This is a genomic window from Deinococcus aquaticus (genome assembly GCF_028622095.1).
Taxonomy (GTDB): Bacteria; Deinococcota; Deinococci; order Deinococcales; family Deinococcaceae; genus Deinococcus; species Deinococcus aquaticus.
Window position 1 is genome coordinate 2,897,704 of record NZ_CP115165.1, and the last position, 21,621, is coordinate 2,919,324.

Sequence of the window (21,621 nt, forward strand, 5' to 3'; positions counted from 1 at the left end):
GCCCAGCGCAGGTTGGGGCTGTTCAGGGGCTTCATGAAGCCCGGCTTCATCTGACAGTTCCTTCATGTCGAACGACCGTGCCTATACTCCCCTGAGTTAACGTTTCAGGGAGGATGTATGGGCGAGATTGACGTGCCGAACGACGTGCACATCCGTTCCACGGTGGGGCCGACGCGGCCGCCACGTGGCGAGCAGGTTCAGGTGACGGTGGACGGCGCGCCGCAACTGGCGTGGGTGGGCGAGCCGCTGGTGGACGTGATCAACCGCGCGCAGATCGAACTGGCGCAGGTGTGTTACCACCCGCAGCTGGGGCCTATTCAGACGTGCGATACCTGCGCGGTCGAGATCGACGGTGTGGTGGGGCGCGCCTGCGGCACGAAGGTGGCGGCCGGGATGATCGTCCGCACGCAGACGACCGCCGCCCGCGCCGCGCAGCGGGACGCGTACGACCGGATCGTGGCGAACCACGACCTGTACTGCACGGTCTGCGACAACAACAACGGGAACTGCACGGTGCACAACACGCTGGGCCTGCTGGGCATCGATCATCAGACCCGTCCCTTCCAGCCCAAGGGCTACGAGAAGGACGAGTCGAACCCCTTCTACCGCTACGACCCGGACCAGTGCATCCTGTGCGGACGCTGCGTGGAGGCCTGCCAGAACGTGCAGGTGAACGAGACCCTGACCATCGGCTGGGAGATGGAGCAGCCGCGCGTGCTGTGGGACGGCGGGAAACCCATCGGCGAGAGCAGTTGCGTCAGCTGCGGGCACTGCGTCACGGTCTGCCCCTGCAACGCCCTGATCGAGAACTCCATGATCGGCGAGGCGGGCCTGTTCACGGGCATTCCGCTGCCCGTCTGGGACGCCGCCATCGACGTGGTCAAGGGCGTGGAGGCCAGCGCGGGCCTCAAGCCGATCATGAACGTGAGTGAGATCGAGTCGGCCGCGCGCGACCGCTACATCAAGAAGACCAAGACGGTCTGCACGTACTGCGGGGTGGGCTGCTCGTTCGACGTGTGGACCGACGAGCGGCACATCCTGAAGGTCGAACCCGGCCTGGGGCATGCCAACGGTATCAGCACCTGCGTGAAAGGCAAGTTCGGCTGGGATTACGTGAACAGCACCGACCGCCTGACCGCCCCGCTGATCCGTGAGGGCGACCGGTTCCGCGAGGCGACCTGGGACGAGGCGCTGGACCTCGTGGCGCGCCGCTTCATGGAGATCCGCGCCAAGGACGGCCCGGATGCCCTGGCGTTCGTGGCGAGCAGCAAGGCCAGCAACGAGGAAGCGTTCATGGTGCAGAAGTTCGCCCGTCAGGTGATCGGGACGAACAACGTGGACAACTGCTCGCGGTACTGCCAGTCCCCCGCAAGCAAGGGTCTGTCCCTGACGACCGGGATCGGCGCGGACAGCGGCACCATCAAGGACATCGAGAACGCTTCTCTGGTCATCACGGTGGGCAGCAACGCCGCCGAGAGCCACCCGGTTCTGGCGACCCGCGTGAAGCGCGCGCAGAAGCTGGGCCACACGAAGGTCATCGTGTTCGACATCCGCGAGCATGAACTTGCGACCCGCGCCGACCAGTTCATCCGCCCGAAACCCGGTACGGACTTCGTGTGGCTGGCCGCCGTCAGCAAGTTCATCCTGGATAACGGCCTGGAGGACAAGGCGTTCCTGGCGGAGCGCGTGAACGGCCTGGAGCAATTCCGGCAGTCCATCAGCACCTACACCCTGGCGTACGCCGAGCGCGAGACGGGCATCGATGCCGGGACGCTGGAAACCCTGGCCCGCCAGATCGCCGCCGAGGAGCGCGTGGCGATCCTGTGGGCGATGGGCGTCACGCAGCAGTGCGGCGGCAGCGATACCAGCGCCGCCATCAGCAACCTGCTGCTGATCACCGGAAACTTCGGCAAGCTGGGCGCCGGGGGCTTCCCGCTGCGCGGTCACAACAACGTGCAGGGCGCCAGTGACATGGGCGCCATGCCCGATCAGGTCAGCGGGTACCAGCCGGTCGGGGACGATCTGGTCGTACAGCGCCACCAGCGCGAGTGGGGCGTCACGCTGCGCCCGGAACGCGGCCTGGACAACACCCAGATGCTCGACGCGGCCATCCAGGGCACGCTGAAGGCCATGTGGATCACGGGCGAGGAGATGAGCCTGACCGACGCGAACGCCAACCACCTCGCCCAGGGCTTCGAGGCGCTGGAGTTCCTGGTGGTGCAGGACCTGTACTTCACGAACACCGCCCGCTACGCGGACGTGGTGTTCCCGGCCGCCGCGTCACTGGAGAAGGAAGGCACGTTCACGAATACCGAACGCCGCATCCAGCGTCTGTACGAGGTCATGCCGCCCCTGAAGGGCACGAAACCCGACTGGCAGATCTACCAGGGGGTCGCGCAGCGCATGGGCGCCAACTGGAAGTACAGCCACCCGGGCGAGATCATGGACGAGATCGCGCGCCTCACGCCGTTCTTCGCGGGCGTCAGTTACGACCGCCTGCAAGGCTACGACACACTGTGCTGGCCGGTCGCGGAGGACGGCACCGACTCGCCGCTGCTGCACCAGGAGCGCTTCAACTTCCCGGACGGCAAGGCCCGGCTGTACCCGGCGACGTACAAACCCCGCCAGGAAGCCCCGAACGACGAGTTCGACCTGCACCTGAACAGCGGGCGCATGCTGGAGCACTTCCACGAGGGCAACATGACCTTCCGCGTGGAGGGCATCGCCGGGAAGGCCCCGGATTCGTTTGTGGAGGTCAGCCCGGAACTCGCGGCGGACCGGCAGCTTCAGAGCGGTCAGTGGGTGCGGCTGATCAGCGAGCACGGCGCCGTTCGCCTGCGTGCGCTGGTCACGGCTCGCGTGAGCGGCCACGAGGTGTTCGTGCCCATGAACGCCCGCAAGGCCGAGGACGCCGTGAACTTCCTGACCGGCAGCCGCGGCGACAGCATCACGAACACCCCCGCGTACAAGGACACCCGCGTGCGCATGGAAGTCCTGCACGACGTAGGCGAGAACCCGCTGCCCGCCAAGAACCACCGCTGGGGCCACCCGACCCCGCAGACGGGCGTGGAAGTCGAGCGCAAGTGGTCACGGCCGGACTACGTGTTCCCCGGCGGGCTGCTGCCCATGCACGGCGACAGCCTGAACGCCCGCGCCGACGCGCTGGGCGGCGCTGACGACTGAGATTCAGCGGAAGGGGGGCGGCCGGCGACTGCCTCCCCCCTTCCGCACAGGAGACACCATGGCGAAACCACTTGAATTCACGCCCCGCATCCCGACCGCGCAGGAGAAACTGCATTCAGAGGTCGAGGATTCCACCGACGCGCTGCTGGAGGGCCTGTACCTGCTGCGGCAACTGCATGAGCACGGCGTGCTGGACGTGGCGGGCAAGACCGTGCGGGGCGGCGAGGGCCTGATCGCGTCGCTGCTGCACATCACGGGCGGCGAGAGCGGCACGACCCTGCTGCGCAACGCCACGGAACTGGGCAAGACCCTGGCGGCGCTGGACCCGCGCGAGGTCGGCATTCTGGGTAGCGCCATCACGACCGGCGTGAACGAGGGCGCGCGGCACGTCGCGGCCGGCAAGGGCGTGGGCCTGGGTGAACTGATGGGCCTGCTCAAGGACCGGGACGTGCAGGTGGCGCTAGGCGCCCTGTTCGCGGTTCTGAAGGGCGCGGGGCGGGCGCTGCGCGAGGCGAACGGCGACATGCCGAAAACCGCGAATCAGTCCGAGGTGGGCCGCTGAGCACCACGCACGGCCGTGACGGGGAGGCTCACGCTCGCCTCCCCGTCACGCTGTTCCGGGCGGATGGGGCGGCGGAGCGGCTGGACGCCGTGGCGGTCGAGGAGCCGCTGGAACTGCGCCTGCACGCGCCCGGCGGTGTGGGAACGGAGGACGCGGGGGCGGGCCTGCCGCTGGGTGTGCTGATGCGCACGCCGGGGCACGACCGCGACCTGCTGCTGGGCTGGCTGATCTCGGAGGGGCTGCTGCCCACCGCGTTCACGCTGGACCCGGACCCGGAGAACGCGAACGTGTGGCATCTGCGCACGCCGGAGTACGCGCGGCTGGCGGCGGGCGCGCGGCTGGCCGTGTCGTCGAGTGCCTGCGGGGTGTGCGGGTCGGGCAGTATCGAGGGACTGGCAGTGCGCGCCTCCGGGCCAGTCTGGACAGCGGGGCCGCTGGACGCCGCGTTCCTGGCGGGCCTGCCCGAGAGGTTACGGGCGGCCCAGCCGGGCTTCGCGGCGACCGGGGGGCTGCACGGCGCGGCGCTGTTCACGGCGGAAGGCGCGCTGTGCTGCGCGCGTGAGGACGTGGGGCGGCACAATGCCGTGGACAAGGTGGTCGGCTGGGCGCACGGTCAGCAGCCCGGGCCGCTGGGAGGTCAGGTGCTGGTGGTCAGCAGCCGCGCGGGCTTTGAGATCGCGCAGAAGGCCGTGACGGCCGGGATCGGCGTGGTGGTGGCGGTGGGCGCGGCGACCAGTCTGGCGGTCGATACGGCGGCGGTGTTCGGCGTGACCCTGTGCGGCTTTACCCGCGAGGGCCGCCTGACGGTGTACGCCGGGGCTGACCGGGTAAGGGCCGGGCCGTGACCGGCCGGGATTGTACGCGGCCCTGCATGATGAGCTTTTAGGTCTGAAACGATGAAGTGCGCCCCTGCTAACGCCCGTTAGACTCCTTGACGTCAAACAAACTGACGGGCTTCAGGAGGGCGTATGGGATTTCTGGATCGTGAGCATTCTGTCGCAGGATCAAACTGGACCCGCTGGCTGGTCCCGCCCGCCGCGCTGGCCGTACACCTGAGCATCGGGCAGATCTACGGGTACTCGGTGTTCAACAAGCCCCTCTCCCGCCTGATCAGCGGCGACCTGACCGCCGAGACCGGTGCGCCCGGCGACTGGTCCCTGTTCCAGGTGGGCCTGATCTTCAGCGTGGCCCTGTTTTTCCTGGGAGCCAGCAGCGCCATCTTCGGCAAGTGGGTGGAACGCGAGGGGCCGCGCAAGACCATGTTCGCCAGCGCCCTGCTGTTCTGCGGCGGATTCTTCGTCGCGGCGCTCGGCGTGAAACTGCACTCGCTGCCACTCGTGATCTTCGGGAACGGCGTGCTGGGCGGCATCGGGCTGGGCCTGGGGTACATCAGCCCGGTCAGCACGCTGATCAAGTGGTTCCCGGACCGGCCGGGACTGGCGACCGGCATGGCCATCATGGGCTTCGGCGGCGGCGCCCTGATCGGCAGTCCGCTGGGCACCGCACTCATGACCCGTTTTGCCGGGGATGGCACGCTGGGCGTCGGCACGACCTTCCTGATCATGGGGGCCGTGTACCTGCTGTTCATGCTGTTCGGCGCGTTCCTGATCCGCGTGCCCGCCGAGGGCTGGACGCCCGCCGGGTGGACCCCGAAACCGCAGGCTCCGGGCGGCATGATCTCCTCTCACAACGTGCTGGTCGATCAGGCGTTCCGCACGCCGCAGTTCTGGCTGCTGTTCGCCGTGCTGTTCCTGAACGTCACAGCCGGGATCGGCGTGCTCGGGCAGGCCAGCGTGATGATTCAGGAGATGTTCAGTGACCGCGTCCTGGGCGCCGGGAACGGCGTGACGGCCGCCGCCGCCGCCGGCTTCGTAGGCCTGCTGAGCATCTTCAACATGGCCGGGCGGTTCATCTGGTCCTCGACCAGCGACCGCATCGGGCGCAAGCCCACGTACATGATCTTCTTCGCGCTGGGCGCCGTGCTGTACTTCCTGATTCCCATGTTCGGCAACATGGGCAGCCTGGTGCTGTTCGTGGCGGGCTTCTGCGTGATCATGAGCATGTACGGCGGCGGGTTCGCCACCATTCCCGCGTACCTGCGGGACATGTTCGGCACCGCGAACGTCGGCGCGATCCACGGCCGCCTGCTGCTCGCCTGGAGTGCCGCCGCCATCGTCGGCCCCAGCCTCGTGAACGGCTTCCGCGACAGTCAGATCAAGGCCGGGATTCCCGCCGCGCAGGCGTACAGCACCACCATGTACATCATGGCCGCGCTGCTGGTCGTGGGGTTTGTGGCCAACCTGATGGTCCGCCCCGTCGCCGAGAAGTTCTGGGCCCAGAACCGCGCGCCCGCCGCCAGCCACGACTAACGCAGCCACGACTGATACGCATTCCAGCCAGGAGGTCCGCATGACCCGTTCCACCCCCGAACCCACCGAACAGCTGTCTCCCGTGATCTACCTGACGTGGCTGGTGCCCGGCATTCCCCTGGTCTGGGGCGTCTGGCAGACGCTGATCAAGGTCGCGCAACTGTTCCAGTAAGCCGGCCTGATGGCAGATGGCAGATGGCGGCCTCCCCCACTTCTGGGGGAGGTTCGCTGTTCAGGCCGGTTCAGGTCGGGGCGGGCTGCGCGCGTCCGTCCAGTTCGCGGCGCAGGTACGGTGCGGTGCGGCTGCCACTTGCCCTGGCGACCTGTTCGGGGGTGCCCTGGGCCACGATCTGACCGCCCTCCTCTCCCGCGCCGGGGCCGAGGTCCACGACCCAGTCACTTGCGGCGATCACGCCCAGGTCGTGCTCGACGACCATGACGGTATGCCCGGCGTCCACGAGGCGGCGCAGCTGCGCGCCCAGGCGTTCCACGTCGCTGGGGTGCAGGCCGGTGGTGGGTTCGTCCAGCAGGTACACGGTGTGGCCGCGCACGGCCTTCTGGAGTTCGGTCGCCAGTTTCACGCGCTGCGCCTCGCCGCCCGAGAGTTCCGTGGCAGGCTGCCCGAGGCGCAGGTAGCCCAGGCCGACCTCCTGAAGGGTGCTCAGGGCGCGGTGGACGGGGGCCTCGTCTGCGAACACCTGCGCGGCGGCGTCCACGGTGAGGTTCAGCACCTGCGCGATGTTCAGGCCGTTCCAGGTGACCTCCAGCGTGGCGGCTTTAAAGCGGGTGCCGTGGCAGACGGGACAGGGCGCATATACGGACGGCAGGAACAGCAGTTCCACGGTCACGAAGCCCTCGCCCTGGCAGTGTTCGCAGCGGCCGCCCTTCACGTTGAACGAGAAGCGGCCCGCGCTGTAGCGGCGCTCCCGGGCCAGGGGCGTCGCGGCGAACAGGCGGCGTACGTGGTCGAACAGGCCGGTGTACGTGGCGAGGTTGCTGCGCGGCGTGCGCCCGATGGGTGCCTGCGTGACCTGCACCAGCCGCCGCACGCGTCCCACATCGCCGCCCAGGGTGCCCTGCGTGGGGGCGGGGGCGTCGTCGGCAGTCAGCAGATCGGCCGGGTCGGCGCCAGCTTCGACTGGGGCTATCTCGCGGCCCAGGTGGGCGCCCAGCAGGTCCGCGAGGGCCTGGGTGATCAGGCTGGACTTCCCGGAGCCGCTGACGCCCGTCACGGCCGTCAGAACGCCCAGTGGCAGGCGCACGTCCACGCCGCTCAGGTTGTTGCGGGTCACGCCGCGCAGGTCCAGCCAGCCGGTCGGGTCGCGGCGCACGCCTAGCAAAGGTGCGGGCGGCCCGAAGAGGTGCCGGGCGGTCAGGGAGTCCGGCACGTCCCGCAGGCCCGCCGGGGGACCGCTGTACAGTACCTGCCCGCCGTGCTGCCCGGCATGCGGGCCGACATCCACGATCCAGTCGGCGTGGCGGATCACGCCCGGCTCGTGTTCCACCACGAACAGCGAGTTCCCACCGGCTTTCAGGCGGTCCAGGGCGCCCAGCAGCGCCTCGGTGTCGGCGGGATGCAGCCCGGCAGAGGGTTCGTCCAGCACGTACACCACCCCGAACAGGTTCGAGTACAGCTGCGTGGCCAGCCGCAGGCGTTGCAGTTCGCCGGGCGACAGGGTGGGCGTGCCGCGTTCCAGGGTCAGGTAGCCCAGGCCCAGGCGTTCCAGCACGTCCACGCGGGCGCACAGGTCGGCGGCCAGCCGGGTCAGAGCCAGCGCCTCCTCGGGCGGGCGGGGAGTGCCGTCCGGGCGGGCCGTCTGCCCGGCGGCCGCGGGGGCGAGCAGTTCGGCGGCGCGGCGCAGCGGCAGGCGCGAGAACTCCATGATGTCCAGCCCGGCAAACGTCACGCCCAGGGCCGCGCGGGTCAGCCGCTTGCCGTGGCAGACGGGGCACTCGCGGATCACCATGAACGACGCCGCCCGGCGCTTCATGCTCTCGCTGCCGCTGTTCGCGAACGTGTGCAGCACGTGCCGCCGCGCGGACGTGAACGTGCCCAGGTACGACGGCTCGGCGCGGCGTTTCACGGCCCGGCGCGTCTCCTCGGGCGTCAGACCCGGGTACACCGGCACCTGCGGCTGCTCGTCCGTGAACAGAATCCAGTCGCGGGCCTCGCGCGGCAGGTCCTGCCAGGGGGTGTCCACGTCGTAGTCCAGCGTGACCAGAATGTCGCGCTGGTTCTGCCCGGCCCACGCGGTCGGCCACGCCGCCACGGCCCGCTCGCGGATGGTCAGGGACGGGTCCGGGACCATGCTCTCCTCGGTCACGGCGAACACGCGGCCCAGCCCATGGCATTCCGGGCAGGCGCCCTCCGGCGTGTTCGGCGAGAACCCCTCGGCGTAGATGATGCCCTGCCCCGCCGGGTAGTCCCCCGCGCGGGAGTACAGCAGGCGCAGCACGTTGTTCAGGGTGGTCAGGCTGCCCACACTGCTGCGCGCCGACGTGACGCCCCGCCCCTGCTGCAACGCCACGGCGGGCGGCAGGCCGTCGATGCGGTCCACGTCCGGCGTGCCCAGCTGATTGAACAGCCGCCGCGCGTACGGCGACACGGAATCCAGGTAGCGGCGCTGCGCCTCGGCGTACAGCGTCCCGAACGCCAGCGAGGACTTCCCGGACCCCGACACGCCCGTGAACACCACCAGCGCGTCGCGGGGCAGGTCCACGTCCACGTTCTTCAGGTTGTGCTCCCGCGCGCCGCGCACCTGCACGAACCCGTCGCGCGGCCGGTCGTCGCGCGGGGAGCCGTCGCGAGAGGAGGATGGAAGGTCGTTCATCCCGGCATGATTCCCCCGCCAGTCGCCGGGCGGGTGCGCGGTCCCTTCAGCCGTTGCCCATGCTCGGGCGTCAGAACGGGAAGAAGATGAGCTGCCCTGGCATCTCCGGGAACGTCGCGTACAGGCTGTCGGCCTGGGGCTTCAGGGCGTCCAGGAAATCCCTGCCGCGTAGCGTGTCGATCTGGCAGTCCGGTGTCCGGTCACTCCCCGACACCTTACAGGTCACCTCATGCGGCGTGCCGTCCAGCGTGCGGAGGGTGCCGGTGCGCAGTTGCGCGACCGGGAAGATGTTCGCGCGGGCGAACGCCGCCTGGAGGGCCGCGTCACTCCGGAAGGCGGCCAGGGTGGTGTTCCGCCCGGACAGGAACTGCGCGAGGGCGTCCCTGCGGTCATCGTCGCCCATGTTGGGCAGCAACACGCTCACGGGGCCACTCACGGCCGCCAGGGTGGGCTGCATGGCGCGGCACATGATGTCGCTGGCGGCGCGGGCGCAGGACCGCACGTAGTCCCGCGCGTCCTTCGGCGAGTACAGGTCCAGGCCCTGTGGATCGCACCCGGCCAGCAGCGGGAGTGTCAGGGCCAGGGGGAGCAGGCGGCGCGTCATGCTCCAGAGTACCGGGTCATTTCAGTCCGGTCAGGAAGTCCTGCACGGCGTTCAGAATCTCGCCTTCCGCCTGCGCGTGCGTGACGGTGGGCAGGCCGTCGCCCTTCTGCGGGCCGTACCGTCCGAAGAACGAGTGGACGGCGCCGGGAATGACGGTCAGGGTCGTGCCGCCGGGCAGGCGTTCCAGGCCGCCGCGCACGTCGTCGGGGGCGGCCACAGCGTCCCGTTCGGCCAGCAGTGACAGCACGGGCAGCGTCCGGTCTTTCAGGCTGACGTTCCCGGCGGGGTACGCGGCCATCAGGATCAGGCCCGCGAGCGCGTCGGCGTTGTTCGCGGCGTACTGCGCGGCCATCGCGCCGCCCAGCGAGTGCCCGGCGATCACCACGCGCTTGCCCTGGCCGTACTGCCCGATCAGACCGTCCGCGCGGTTAATACCGGTCACGGCGAGGTCCAGCGGGAAGGCGGGGATGACCGTCTGCACGCCCCGGGCGGCCAGCGCGCGGCCCAGCCACTCGTACGCCTGCGGGCGCACCAGTCCGCCGGGGTAGTAGATCAGCAGCGTCTCTGCCTCGCCCTGCGCAGGCCGGATATCGATGACGGGGCCGCCCACGTTCTCCAGCGTCACGTGCGCCGCGTCCTGGCCGGAGGGGGGCACAGCGTCCTGCCCAACGACCAGCGGGGGCCGCACGACCGCCTGCCGCGCCGTGGCGATCAGGTACCCGCCCAGCAGCGAGACCCCCGCGATCACCCACGCCCGCACGCGGGGCGAGAGGAGCGGACGACGCCGGGGGGGGACCGGAGCAGGTGCCGGGGTGGCAGGTGGGATCGTGGGCGCAGGATCGGTGGTCACGCCCCCAGCATAGGCCCGGCCCTCCCCCACTCCCTACCCCGCGCCTTGTACGGATTCCGTTTGTTTCGTTGACAGATCGGAACACCACCGATCTGTCAACTCCACGTCCGGAACCCGTTCTGCTCCTACTCGCTCCGCTCGGATTGAACGGCTTTACAAGCCATTCAATCGGAGTCCGTATTACACGAACGCGCTGAGGCCGGTGATGGCCCGCCCCACGACCAGGGTGTTGATCTCGTTGGTGCCCTCGTAGGAGTAGATGGCCTCGGTGTCCGCGAAGTGCTTGGCGACGCCGTATTCGAGCAGGATGCCGTTCCCGCCGAAGGTCTCGCGGGCCAGGGCGACCGTCTCGCGGCAGCGGGCGGCGGTGACGACCTTGGCGAGCGCAGCGTGCTCGTCGCGCATGTCGCCCGCGTCGGCCATGTGGCTCAGGCGCAGGCACAGCGCGAACAGACTGGTGACGTTGCCCAGCATGTGCACGAGGTGGTTCTGGATCAGCTGGAATTCCCCGATGCGCTTGCCGAACTGCTCGCGGCTCTGGGCGTACGCGGCGGCCAGTTCGTAGGCACCCATGGCGCAGCCGACGCCCTGCCACGCCACACCGGCGCGCGTGAGTTTCAGGACCTCGGCGGTGGTCCGCCAGCCCTGCACGTTCTGCAGGCGGTCGGTGTCGGGCACGCGGCAGTCGTCCAGGGTGATCAGGCCGTTCTCGACGATGCGCAGCGCGGTCTTGCCCTGGATCTTCTCGACCTCGTAGCCGGGCGTGCCGGCGCGGACGATGAAGCCGCGCACTTCCTGGGTGTCCACGTCGCGGGCCCAGATGACCGTGAAGTCGCTGAAGGGGCTGTTCCCGATCCATTTCTTCTGGCCGCGCAGGGTCCAGCTGTCGCCGTCGCGTTTGCAGGTGGTGCGCATGCCCTGGCTGACCTGCGAGCCGCCCTCGGGTTCGGTCAGCCCGAACGCGCCGATCGCCTCCATGTCCAGCATCTTGGGCAGCCACTCGGCCTTCTGCGCGTCGTTACCGCCCAGCGCGATGGACGCGAAGGCCAGTCCGGCGTGCACGCCGAAGAACACGGCGGTACTCACGTCCACCTTGCAGGCTTCCATGGTGAACAGGCCTTCCATGACGGTGGCGTCGGGGGTGCGGCTGCCGTCCTCGTTCCAGATGCGGCGCATGAAGTCGTGCTTTTTCAGTTCCGGGATCAGGTGGCGGGGGAACTCGTCGCGGTTCCAGTACTCGTTCATGATGGGCGAGACGTGCGTGTGCATGAAGCCCCTGACCTCACCGGCGAAGTCGCGCTGCACCTGGGTCAGGGTGTCCATCTGCCCAAAGAAATCGGCGTTCGGGGTGGGCAGGCTGGGGGCCTTCTCGGGCGTGGCGCTCATCAGGCGGGTCAGCCCCTTGAGCTGCGCGTCGCTCATGCCGGCGGCGGCCTTCACGAGGGCACCCAGGTCGAGTCGTTGGTTCAGGCGGGCGAGCGCTTCGAGGTCCAGCCCGGCCAGCAGCGCCTGGGCGTCCACGTTGGGAGTGTTCATGCCCTGTGTTGTACCGCGTTCAACAATTCTCAGATTGCGTGCGCTGTCGCGCTTGCCGCCCGCATCCGTTCATGCGGTCTTCACGGTCGGAACGGCAGCCGCGCGGCCCCTGGCAGGCGCTAGCATCCGGCCATGAGCGCCCCGTCCACGCCGCGCCCCACCCGCCCCCTGCCGACCCGTCCGGCCGGGTACGCGGAACTGGCGAGGTACTCCAGCCTGGGCCGCCTGTGGTCCATGCTGGGCGGCGCGGCGCGGGCCGGGCAGCAGGTGACCCTGGTGCGCGGCGACGCGCCGGAAGTCTGCCGCCGCCGCGTGAGCGGCTACACCCTGGCGAACGCCGGCATCTTCCTGGATGAAACGCGAACCGCCCGTGACCTGGAGGACGGTTTCGCGCCGCACCCGGCGCTGCTGGCCCTGCTGAGCGGCGATCCGGTCCCGCTGCGCACGGAACTGAACGCACACTTCGAACTGCGGGTGGACTTCGTACTGGCCTTCACCGCCCGCCGGGAACTGATTGCCCGGCCGGAACTGCGGTTCGCGCCGCTGGTGCCGGGCCTGAGCAGCCTGCCGGACGACCTGACACTGGACGCCCGCCGCCTGGGCCGCGACGAACTGCACCTGCTGGTGCAACGCGCCTGCGGCCTCGCCTGATACGGACTCGGGCTCAGGGGGTCGCACAAACCGCTGGGCCCGAGCGGACTCGTAGAGCTGCCGAGCAGAGCGAGCAGGAGCGAAGCGGGTTCCGGGCGGGGTCAGCCGGGGCGGGTGCCCGCGCGGCGTTTCTCGGCGCGGACCATCTGCACGAACTTCGCGAGGCGAGGCGCGCGGTTCCAGCGTTTCCGGTCTCCGGCGACCCGCCAGATCCACTCGACGCCCAGGCGGCGCGTCCAGTCGGGCGCGAGGTCGGCGGTGCCGGCCAGCACGTCGATCACGCCGCCGCAGCCGATCATGACGGGCACGTTCATGACCTGCCGCCAGTACTGGTTGAAGGTCTCCTGCCGTCCGGCGCCCATGGCGGTCAGGACCAAGTCCGCGCCACTGTCGCGCACGAGTTCCGCCACGCGCTGATCCTCGGGCAGGTCGAAGTACCCGTGGTGAATGCCGGCCACCTGAATGCCGTAGTCACGCGCGGCGTTCTGCGCGGCGACCTCGGCCACGCCGGGCTTGGCACCCAGGAAGAACACGCGCAGATCCGCGCCGTGGCGTTTCATGAGGCCCTGCACGATGTCGAAGCCCGGCGCGCGCGGAACCTCCTGCGCGCACAGTTGCCGCGCGGCCCACACGATGCCCACGCCGTCGGCGGTGACGAGGTCCGCGACCTGCATGGCGGTCACGAAGTCCGGCTGGGTGCGTGACTGCACGATGAATTCGGGGTTCAGGGTCACGACGGTGTGCGGGGAGCGGGGGGCGCGGTAGATCCAGTCGCCCAGACGGTCCAGCGTGCCGTCCAGCGTGATGTTGTCCAGCGGCAGGTCGAACAGGGTCAGTCGCTGGGTGTGGTCTGGGTTGGTCATGCTGTCGCGGATTGTAGAGCAGTTGGGCCTGGGGGGCAGTTGGGCCTGAGGGGGCGCCCGCTCGCCCCGGCGGGTGGAGTTGCGCGCGGGGCGCGCCGGTACGGCATACTGCTACGCATGTTGCCCGGTGCTTTCGGTGCTTTACCTGCGGACGCTCAGGCGCAGGTGGTCGCGGCGGGACGGCTGGGACGCTGGACCCGCGCCGAACTGCTGTACCACCCGGAGGACCCCGCAGAGACGCTGTACGTCATGACGCGGGGGTCCGTGCGGCTGTACCGGCTGGGGTCCGGTGCGCGTGAGGTCACGCTGGACGTGCACGGCCCCGGTTCGCTGCTGGGCGTGATGTCCCTGATTCCCGGTGAGCGCTGCGGCATGTACGCCGAGGCGATGGATGACACCGAGGCCCTGATGCTGGGCCAGGACACCCTGCACCGGGTCACGCAGGCGCACCCGGCGGTGGGCGTCGCCCTGACCGAGCAGATCACCCGGCAGACGCGCGGCGTGCAGGAACGCCTCTCGGGTCTGGTGTTCCTGGAAGTGTCGCAGCGGCTGGCACTGGCGCTGCTGAACCTCGCCGACCGCGAGGGCCCCTGGCCGGAGGGTGGGTCGCACGCGCTGCGCGACCGGGTGTCGCATCAGGACCTCGCGCACGTGGTGGGCAGCACCCGCGAGACGATCACGAAACTGCTGGGGGACTTCCGCACGCGCGGCCTGCTGGACCTCGGGTACCGCCGGATCATCCTGACCGACCGCGACGGCCTGCAACGCGCGACGCGCGAGCCGCTGCGCTGAGCGTGCTGCGGGGGTCCGTGCCCCGCACCGTCCGTCGGCTTTACTTCACAGTGTGCTGTGACAGTCAGTGTAGTGTGAGTCCCGTTGCCACCCATACCGGGTCGTCGGAAAGAACGGGCACAACGCCCTGGCGGACGCCGGGGACGGCCTGCGCCGCCACCGAGCGGCGCGAGGGCGGAAGGAAGAACAATGGCGCGGAACGCAGGAGCGGAATTCAGGAAGGGTGGCATGCAGGAGTACTTCCGCCTGCCGGCAGGGGCGCTGGAACAGGCGCGCGCAGAGACTCGCGGTGACGTGGACCGCGCCGCGCTGGCAGAGGCCCTGCGCGCGTACCACCGCGACCTGGGCACGCTGGACGCACACGCGAAGGCAGCGCTGGAACGACTGGAGCACCCGGCGTCCCGCGTGGTCGTGACCGGGCAGCAGGCGGGCGCCCTGACCGGCCCGGCGTACTCGGTGCACAAGGCGGCCGACGCGGCGCTGCTGGCCCGCCAGGAGGACCGGGAGGACGCCCCGGTGGTGGCCGTGTACTGGATTGCCAGTCAGGATCACGACGCCGCCGAGGTGGCGGGCACCACCCTGCTGGACCTCGCGGAGCGCCTGCACCGCCTGAACCTGGACGTGCCGCAGGGCCTGCCGGTCGGCCGCGTACCGTGGCGCGCGGAGTGGACGGCGCAGGTTCACGCGCTGCTGGACGCCTTCGACGCACCTGCCGCGCACGTGGCGGCCGTCCGCGCCCGCTTCGACCGGGCCGTGAGCGGTCCGGAAGGCGCCGGCAGTTACGCCGACGTGTTCGCCCGCCTGATTCACGGCCTGCTGGCCCCGGCCGGACTGCTGGTCCTGGACCCGCTGCACCCCGCCCTGGCCGCGCTGATGACCCCCACGCTGGCCCGCGAACTGGAACGCCCCCTGGCGTCCAGTGAGGCCATCGAGGCGGCCGCCGCCCGCCTGGAAGCCGACGGGTTCGTGCCGCAACTGCGCCGCCCGGCCGGGGCGACCAACCTGTTCCTGGAAGAGGACGACGGGCAGCGCCGCCTGCTGCGCTTCGACGGCCGCACCTTCCGCACCGACCACGCCGCGTACTCGCGCGCGGACCTGCTGGCGGTGCTGGCGGGCGATCCCAGCCGGATCACGCCCGCCGCTGGCCTGCGCCCGGCCGTGCAGGACGCGCTGCTGCCCACCCTGGCCTTCGTGGTCGGGCCGGGCGAGATCGCGTACGGCGCGCAGCTGCGGGACGTGTACCCGCTGCACGGGCTGGGGCAGCCGCTGCTGTGGCCACGCCTGAGCGTCACGTGGATCGAACCGAACGTGCGCCGCCTCCTGACGCGCCTGAACGCCACGGCCGCGCAGGTGCAGGCCGACCCGGAAGGCGTGCTGGGCCGCGCGCTGGCCGCCGAGCGGGGTGCGGCCGCCGCCAGCACCGAGCGACTGGCCGCGCTGGACGCCGACCTGCTCGCCCTGACCGGGGAACTCGCCGCGCTGGACCCCACCCTGCACGGCGCAGCGCAGCGCACCCGCACCCGCACCACCGCGCGCGTCGCGCACCTGCAGACGCTCGCCACGCACGCCCTGGCCCGCGCCGAGAACGACCGCAGCGGCCAGCTGACCCGCCTGAAAGCCCACCTGCTCCCGAACGGCGTGCCCCAGGAACGCGAGATGAACTTCCTGACCTTCCTGCTCAAGCACGGCGACACGCCCCTGCGCCAGCTGCTGGACCTCCCGGCCGGCTGGCAGGGCGAACTCGACATTCCCTGAAGTTCCAGACGCAGCGCGGGCGGTCCCATCCAACCGGGCCGCCCGCCTGCCGTTCCAGTTCCCTACTCGCGCGGGATGTTCACGTCGAACAGGGCGCGCACGAATTCCTGGCTGTCAAAGGGTTGCAGGTCGTCGGCCTGTTCGCCCACGCCGATGAACTTGATGGGCACGCCGAGTTCGCGGACGATGGCGACCAGGATGCCGCCCTTGGCCGTGCCGTCGAGTTTCGTGACGATCACGCCGGTCAGGGGGGTGGCCTCGTGGAATTTCTTGGCCTGTTGCAGGCCGTTCTGGCCGGTGACGGCGTCCAGGACTAGCCACGTCTCGGAGGGTTCGGCGGGGTCGGCCTTCTCGACGACGCGGCGGACCTTCTTGAGTTCTTCCATCAGGTTGTGCTTGTTATGCAGGCGGCCGGCAGTGTCGATGAACAGCAGGTCGGTACCGCGCGCGGCGCGGGCGCTGGCTCCGTCGAAGGCGACGGCGGCGGGGTCACCCCCGTCGGTGCCCTGCACGACGGGAATGCCGAGGCGTTCGCCCCACTCGCCGAGTTGCGCGCCGGCGGCGGCGCGGAAGGTGTCCCCGGCGGCGAACATGACGCTCTTGCCGCGGTTCATGTAGTACTGGCCGAGTTTGGCGATGGTGGTGGTCTTGCCGACGCCGTTCACGCCGATGACCATGACCACGTGCCCCCTGGGGTCGACGCTGGTGCGCCGCGCGTCGGGCGCGAAGCCGAGCTTGCGGAATTCGGCGCGGCGGGCGTCGGGTTCGAGCTGCAGGGTCAGGGCGTCCATCAGGGCCTGCTGGAGGTCCTTGCCCTCGGCGCGGCGGATGTCCTCGAGGATGTCCTCGGTGGCGGCGCGGCCCACGTCGGCGGCGATCAGGGCGTACTCGAGGTCCTCGATGGTGTCGAGGCGGTTGGTAACGACGTCCCGGACGTCCTGTCCGAGGAAGCCGGCGGTGTCGTTGATCTGCTGGCGGGTCTTGCTGAGCCCGTCGCGCAGGCGTTCGAGCCAGCTCACGCGCGCGCTCCGGTGGGGGGGGTGGGGGTGACGTTCATGCGTTTACCATAGCGTCCCGGACCTGCGCTGAACCGTTCGGGTCGCTGCCATCCGACTGGGCCAACGAAAACCCCTCCGGGCGGGAGGGGCCTGCGGGTGGAGCGGGGCCTGTCAATCGGGCCGGTACTCGCGGATCAGGGCGAGTTTCAGGGTGCTGAGGCGCGCGGGGCTGAACGCGCCGCGGCCCAGGATGCGGTCCCCGAGGGCCAGGACGGGCACGTGGTCGCCGTGCTGGGCGCGCAGGTGCGGGTCGAGGTCCACGTTCACGGTCTGCACCCTGAATTCCAGGCGGGCGAGGTTCCCGGCGGCCTGTTCGCACAGGTGGCAGCCGGGACGGGTGTAGAGGGTCAGGGTGGGCAGGCTCATGTGGACTGGCTCATCGGGGCAGGCTCATGGGCTCAGGTGGTCTGGAGGACTTTCGGGCGCCCCAGGATGCTCATGGCCTGCACGGGCGCGTACATGTCGCTGGAGGTCAGCAGGTCGCCCACAGCCGAGAAGGTCCGCAGCACCTGTCCGCCCTGTCGCACGGCGAAGATCTGTCCGTCCGGGCCGACCTGGATCAGCCAGGGGGCCTCGGTGGGCTCTCCGACCAGGGTTTCCATGGCGAAGGTCATGCCGGGCGTGCCGTCGGCCTCGATCTTGCGGACCTTGCGGGCCACGCTGTCCACGATGTACACCGCGCCGAACTGGTCCACGCCCAGGCCTTCCAGGGGGCGCAGGCTGTCGCTGTTGCGGTCCAGGCGGAAGGCGTAGCGGCTGATGTACTCCCCTTGCGGGCTGAAGCGCTGCACCTCGTGATTACCGGTGTCCAGGACGTAGATGTGCCCGTCGGGGGCGGCGACGATGCTGCTGGGCTTCTCGAAGCGGCCCAGGCCCTGGCCGCGCCCGCCGAAGCGGCGGATGAAGCGGCCCTGCGAGTCGAACACGACCACGTGGTGCGCCTCGGCGTCCAGCACGAACACCTGTCCCTGCGCGGCGGCAATCCCGACGGGTTGCAACAGTTCGCCCTCGTTCAGGCCGTAGGGGCCGAAACTCAGCAGTTCGGTGCCTTCCGCGTCGAGTTTACGCACGAGCGCGCCGGCCTTGCCCTGGCGGTAGTCGAGCAGCGTGACGTACAGGTTCCCTTCCGGGTCGCCGGTCATGGCGTTGGGCGTGCCGGGCAGGCCCTGCGCGCCGCCGGTCTGGTCGCGCAGACTGGCGCGCAGTTTGCCTTTCAGGTCCAGCAGGCGCAGCGTGCCGCGTTTCTCCTGCACGCTCATGGCGAGCGCGATGGGGTCATTGAAGATCTCGTCGGTCAGCACGCCGGCGTCAATGCGGGCGATCACGTCGTCCAGTGTGGGGCGCTGGGCGGGGTCTTTCTCGATCATGTTCAGGATCAGGTCGTTCAGTTTGCCCGGCACTTCCAGCCGCACCTGCTTGGGCGGTTTGGGCGTCTCGAACACCTGCTGGTGCACCACGGCCTCGTAACTGCCCTTGAAGGCGGTGTGCCCCGTGACCATCTCGTAGGCCAGCAGGCCCAGCGAGTACACGTCGCTGCGGGCGTCCACGCGGTTGCCCTTGGCCTGTTCCGGGGCCATGTAGATGGGCGTGCCGACGCGCGCACCGGTCATGGTCAGGCGGGTCAGGACTTTCCCGACGGCAATGCCGAAGTCCATGAGTTTCACGCCGCCCTCGCGCAGCACACCGTCCGTGAAGGCGTTCTTGAGGACCATCACGTTGGCGGGTTTGATGTCGCGGTGCACGACGTTCTGCATGTGAATGTGGCGCAGCGCGTCGGCCAGTGCGCGGATCAGCTGCGCGCCCTCGTGGAAGCTCAGGGTGCGGCTTTCGAGCAGGCCCTCAAGGCTGTCGCCTTCCAGGAATTCCATGGCGATGTAATGCTCGGGGTCCTGCATGCGGTAGTCGTACACGCGCACGATGTTCGGGTGGTTGAAGCGCTTGAGCACTTCCGCCTCGCGGTAGAAGCGTTTGACGAACTTGGCGTCCGCGAGGTACTTGTCCTGCGGGACCTTCAGGGCGACCACGCGGCCGTCCTGGCGGCGGCGGGCGCGGTACACGCTGCCCATCCCGCCGATCCCGACCCGGTCGAGCACCTCGTACTCCTGGAAGCGCAGGTCCGAGACGGTCTGCGTGGTGGTCGGGCGGCGTGAGGGCGGCACGGGCGTGGCGGTGCGCTGAACGCGCGTGGGTTTCTGCTGGGCGGGCAGGCGGCCGGGCCGGTCGAGGCTGGGCATCACGACCCGGCCCAGGCGGAACGCGGCGGTGACCAGCACGAACGCGGCGGCCGTCAGGACACCCTGCGTGCGGTTCAGGTTCTCCAGTTGAATGGGACCGCCGCCGGCCGTCAGGGACAGGTAGGCGAGCAGCAGGGTCATCAGGGCGGCGGCGGCGGCCCCCACGGTGCCCAGCACCCGTTCGGGCGCGCGGACCGTCAGCAGGACACCCACGATGAACAGCGGCACCAGGAGCAGCGCGATCATGCGGGCCTGGCCGGGCAGGAAGAGGGAGGCAACGGCTTCATTACACACAGTTATACAGAGCCGGGCCTTGCGCTGCACTTACAGTTCCCGACTGGCCGGCACAGTGGCTGACTGGCCGGCACACTTCCCGGCGGGCGGGTCAGGGTGAACGGCCGCGCGGTCCCGGGTGCGGAGGGCGCGGCGGGTGCGGCATACTGGGGGGCAATGGTCACTGCACAGCCGCTTCCGGTCACGCCGCGCCTCCTGGCAGCGCGCCGCTCACGGCAGGGCGGGGCCGCGTGAACTACTGGACTGAACTGACCGAACTGTTCGAGTACAAGGTCGCGGACGCGCTGGCGGGCCGGGTGCCGCGCGGCGGGCGGCGGTCGCTGGGCATGCTGCGGGAGGAACTGCTGCAGGCGCCGCTGGAGCCCACGCTGCTGCGCCGCCTGATCGAGGCGGACCGGCAGTACCGCTCGTACCAGAAAGACAGCCGCCCGCCCGAAGTGAACCCCCGCGCGTCGTTCAGCGGGCCGAGCACCTGGGCGGCCCCCGCCACCAGCGAGACGGACGAGTCGCGCGCCTGGGAGGAACTGCAACTGCTGGCGTGGCATCACCGGACCTCGCGGCTGGTGCGCGAGCAGGCGCTGCGCTGGCAGCGGGAACCCACGCTGGCGCAACTGCGTGTGCTGTTCGCGGTGACCGAGAACGCCGAGCGGGCCGCCGCGACCGCCTCGCAGCCCGTGGCAGTTCCGCCCGTGAACGATCCGCTGATGGACCTGCACGACCCGGAAGTGGTGCAGAACCTCGCGGGGGCGCTGTCGAACCTGCTGCTGACCGAACTGGGGCGCACGCGGGTCCGCACGGCCCTCTCGGCCGCGCAGAGTGAACCCTTCCCCCGGCACGCGGACGAGGACGTGCTGGCCGCGCGCATCACGGCCGCCGAGCGCGAACCGCTGGGCGCGGAAGCCCGCGAGGACCTCATCCGCGCCCTGAAAGCCGAGTACCCCATGCCCCGCGACCCGCGTGAGCGGCCCGCCATCCGCGAGGCGGCGCGGCAGGTCACCGCTTTCCTGGAACCGCTGATCACGGCAGCGCCCGCCCCGACCCTGGGGACCGTGCCGCACGGCAGCGTGCTGTACGCCCGGCACCCCGCGACCGCCATGCGCGCCCCGGACGACGGCGCGGACGTGCTGCTGATCAACCTGCGCGGCGGTCAGGCGGCCCGCTGGCGCGGCCTGGACATGACGTGGCAGCCCATCGGGAAGAACTGGCAGATTCAGGTGGCGGGGCAGGTGGCGCTGCTGCGGCCCTCGCGGGATACCGGGGACGGCCCGCAGAGCATCACCCTGCCCGACACGCAACTGCGGGCCTTCGTGAGCGGCGATTACCTGATGCTGCGCCTGGAAAGTCAGGCGGCCACGGAACTGGGCACGCGGGCGTCACTGGGCCGGGCAGTGTCGCTGCTGCTGGACCCGGGCGGCGAGTACCTGTTCCTGCGCATGGCGCGCGCGGCGGCGCAACTGCTGCGGGGCGCGCCGCTGGACCTGCCGTCGTTGCAGGGATCGTCGGCCCGCAAGTACCGTGAGGCCACCCCCGACGCCCTGATGGCCTTCGCGCGCAAGGGTGTGGAGTCCCTGATGGTCCGGCTGACCCGCACGGACACCGCGCAGGCCGCGCAGGTGTTCCGCGCGGCGGCCGACGCGCTGGGCGTGCACCCGGTTCTGGGGCGCCGACTGCACGAGGCGCTGCACGTGGCGCTGCGCAGCCCGGAAACGCTGTCCGATCCGCGCGCCGGGGACAGCTTCGACCTGCCGGATACCGGGGGATTCCTGAGTGTCCTGATGGGCGACGACCCGCTGACCCTGCAGGCCGGGACGCGGTCGGTCACGCTGCGACTGGATTACAAGTCCGAGCTGGCCGTGGTCATCCCGGGACACGCGCCCATGATCCTGCAGGACCTGCTGGTGGTGCGCGTGCCGGACCTGAACGTGATCCTCGTGCGGCACGGGCAGTGGCTGGCGGCCGCCGCCGGGCACGACGAGAGCATGGACGTGATCAGCCCGGACCTGCTGGAAGAAGCGCTGTTCTCCCCTCCCAACTGACAA

Annotated in this window: 17 protein-coding genes; 9 read left to right on the forward strand and 8 right to left on the reverse strand. The window is 70.2% G+C overall.

The window, feature by feature from the left end:
* The first annotated feature begins 117 nt into the window (after window positions 1–117).
* The 5 genes from fdhF (at window position 118) to M8445_RS14035 (ending at window position 6,286) form a co-directional block, all read left to right on the forward strand.
* The gene (fdhF, locus tag M8445_RS14015; RefSeq protein WP_273988512.1) at window positions 118–3,183 is read left to right on the forward strand and encodes a formate dehydrogenase subunit alpha; all 3,066 of its coding nucleotides are present in this window, start codon (window positions 118–120) and stop codon (window positions 3,181–3,183) included.
* A gap of 58 nt (window positions 3,184–3,241) precedes the next feature.
* Window positions 3,242–3,745 carry a helical membrane plugin domain-containing protein gene (locus M8445_RS14020; RefSeq protein WP_273988514.1) on the forward strand — a complete coding sequence of 168 codons (504 nt, stop codon included), beginning with the start codon at window positions 3,242–3,244 and terminating at the stop codon, window positions 3,743–3,745.
* Between the two features lie 89 nt (window positions 3,746–3,834).
* Window positions 3,835–4,590, forward strand: coding sequence for a formate dehydrogenase accessory sulfurtransferase FdhD (locus M8445_RS14025; RefSeq protein ID WP_273988515.1), 756 nt, complete (start codon window positions 3,835–3,837; stop codon window positions 4,588–4,590).
* A 123-nt stretch (window positions 4,591–4,713) separates the two neighbouring features.
* The gene (locus tag M8445_RS14030; RefSeq protein ID WP_273988517.1) at window positions 4,714–6,114 is read left to right on the forward strand and encodes an L-lactate MFS transporter; all 1,401 of its coding nucleotides are present in this window, start codon (window positions 4,714–4,716) and stop codon (window positions 6,112–6,114) included.
* A 40-nt stretch (window positions 6,115–6,154) separates the two neighbouring features.
* The gene (locus M8445_RS14035) at window positions 6,155–6,286 is read left to right on the forward strand and encodes an MFS transporter small subunit (protein WP_268243805.1); all 132 of its coding nucleotides are present in this window, start codon (window positions 6,155–6,157) and stop codon (window positions 6,284–6,286) included.
* A 70-nt stretch (window positions 6,287–6,356) separates the two neighbouring features.
* Here M8445_RS14035 and M8445_RS14040 read toward each other — a convergent pair whose 3' ends face one another.
* The 4 genes from M8445_RS14040 to M8445_RS14055 form a co-directional block, all read right to left on the reverse strand.
* On the reverse strand, window positions 6,357–8,945 hold the full coding sequence (locus M8445_RS14040) for an excinuclease ABC subunit UvrA (RefSeq protein ID WP_273988519.1): 2,589 nt from the start codon (window positions 8,943–8,945) through the stop codon (window positions 6,357–6,359).
* 70 nt (window positions 8,946–9,015) lie between these two features.
* Window positions 9,016–9,549 carry a hypothetical protein gene (locus tag M8445_RS14045; protein ID WP_273988521.1) on the reverse strand — a complete coding sequence of 178 codons (534 nt, stop codon included), beginning with the start codon at window positions 9,547–9,549 and terminating at the stop codon, window positions 9,016–9,018.
* 16 nt (window positions 9,550–9,565) lie between these two features.
* Window positions 9,566–10,399, reverse strand: a complete 834-nt coding sequence (locus M8445_RS14050; RefSeq protein ID WP_273988523.1) for an alpha/beta fold hydrolase — start codon at window positions 10,397–10,399, stop codon at window positions 9,566–9,568.
* A gap of 180 nt (window positions 10,400–10,579) precedes the next feature.
* A complete protein-coding gene (locus M8445_RS14055; RefSeq protein WP_273988525.1) occupies window positions 10,580–11,935 on the reverse strand; it encodes an acyl-CoA dehydrogenase family protein in 1,356 nt (451 codons plus the stop codon).
* Between the two features lie 132 nt (window positions 11,936–12,067).
* On the opposite strand from M8445_RS14055, the gene M8445_RS14060 reads away from it, so the two are divergent.
* Entirely contained in the window at window positions 12,068–12,586 is a 519-nt protein-coding gene (locus M8445_RS14060) for a hypothetical protein (protein WP_273988527.1), read from the forward strand.
* 101 nt (window positions 12,587–12,687) lie between these two features.
* Here M8445_RS14060 and M8445_RS14065 read toward each other — a convergent pair whose 3' ends face one another.
* Entirely contained in the window at window positions 12,688–13,449 is a 762-nt protein-coding gene (locus tag M8445_RS14065; protein WP_273988529.1) for a WecB/TagA/CpsF family glycosyltransferase, read from the reverse strand.
* A 117-nt stretch (window positions 13,450–13,566) separates the two neighbouring features.
* Here M8445_RS14065 and M8445_RS14070 point away from each other — a divergent pair, with 117 nt between their 5' ends.
* A complete protein-coding gene (locus M8445_RS14070) occupies window positions 13,567–14,241 on the forward strand; it encodes a Crp/Fnr family transcriptional regulator (RefSeq protein WP_273988530.1) in 675 nt (224 codons plus the stop codon).
* Window positions 14,242–14,430: 189 nt separating this feature from the next.
* Window positions 14,431–15,996, forward strand: a complete 1,566-nt coding sequence (bshC, locus tag M8445_RS14075; protein WP_273988532.1) for a bacillithiol biosynthesis cysteine-adding enzyme BshC — start codon at window positions 14,431–14,433, stop codon at window positions 15,994–15,996.
* 62 nt (window positions 15,997–16,058) lie between these two features.
* Here bshC and ftsY read toward each other — a convergent pair whose 3' ends face one another.
* The 3 genes from ftsY to M8445_RS14090 all read right to left on the reverse strand — a co-directional run bounded on the left by ftsY (window position 16,059) and on the right by M8445_RS14090 (window position 19,534).
* The gene (gene ftsY / locus M8445_RS14080) at window positions 16,059–17,015 is read right to left on the reverse strand and encodes a signal recognition particle-docking protein FtsY (protein ID WP_273988533.1); all 957 of its coding nucleotides are present in this window, start codon (window positions 17,013–17,015) and stop codon (window positions 16,059–16,061) included.
* A 150-nt stretch (window positions 17,016–17,165) separates the two neighbouring features.
* Window positions 17,166–17,420 carry a glutaredoxin family protein gene (locus M8445_RS14085; protein WP_273988534.1) on the reverse strand — a complete coding sequence of 85 codons (255 nt, stop codon included), beginning with the start codon at window positions 17,418–17,420 and terminating at the stop codon, window positions 17,166–17,168.
* A 32-nt stretch (window positions 17,421–17,452) separates the two neighbouring features.
* Window positions 17,453–19,534, reverse strand: coding sequence for a protein kinase domain-containing protein (locus tag M8445_RS14090; protein ID WP_273988536.1), 2,082 nt, complete (start codon window positions 19,532–19,534; stop codon window positions 17,453–17,455).
* A 278-nt stretch (window positions 19,535–19,812) separates the two neighbouring features.
* On the opposite strand from M8445_RS14090, the gene M8445_RS14095 reads away from it, so the two are divergent.
* Window positions 19,813–21,618 carry a hypothetical protein gene (locus M8445_RS14095; RefSeq protein WP_273988538.1) on the forward strand — a complete coding sequence of 602 codons (1,806 nt, stop codon included), beginning with the start codon at window positions 19,813–19,815 and terminating at the stop codon, window positions 21,616–21,618.
* The last annotated feature ends 3 nt before the right edge of the window (window positions 21,619–21,621 follow it).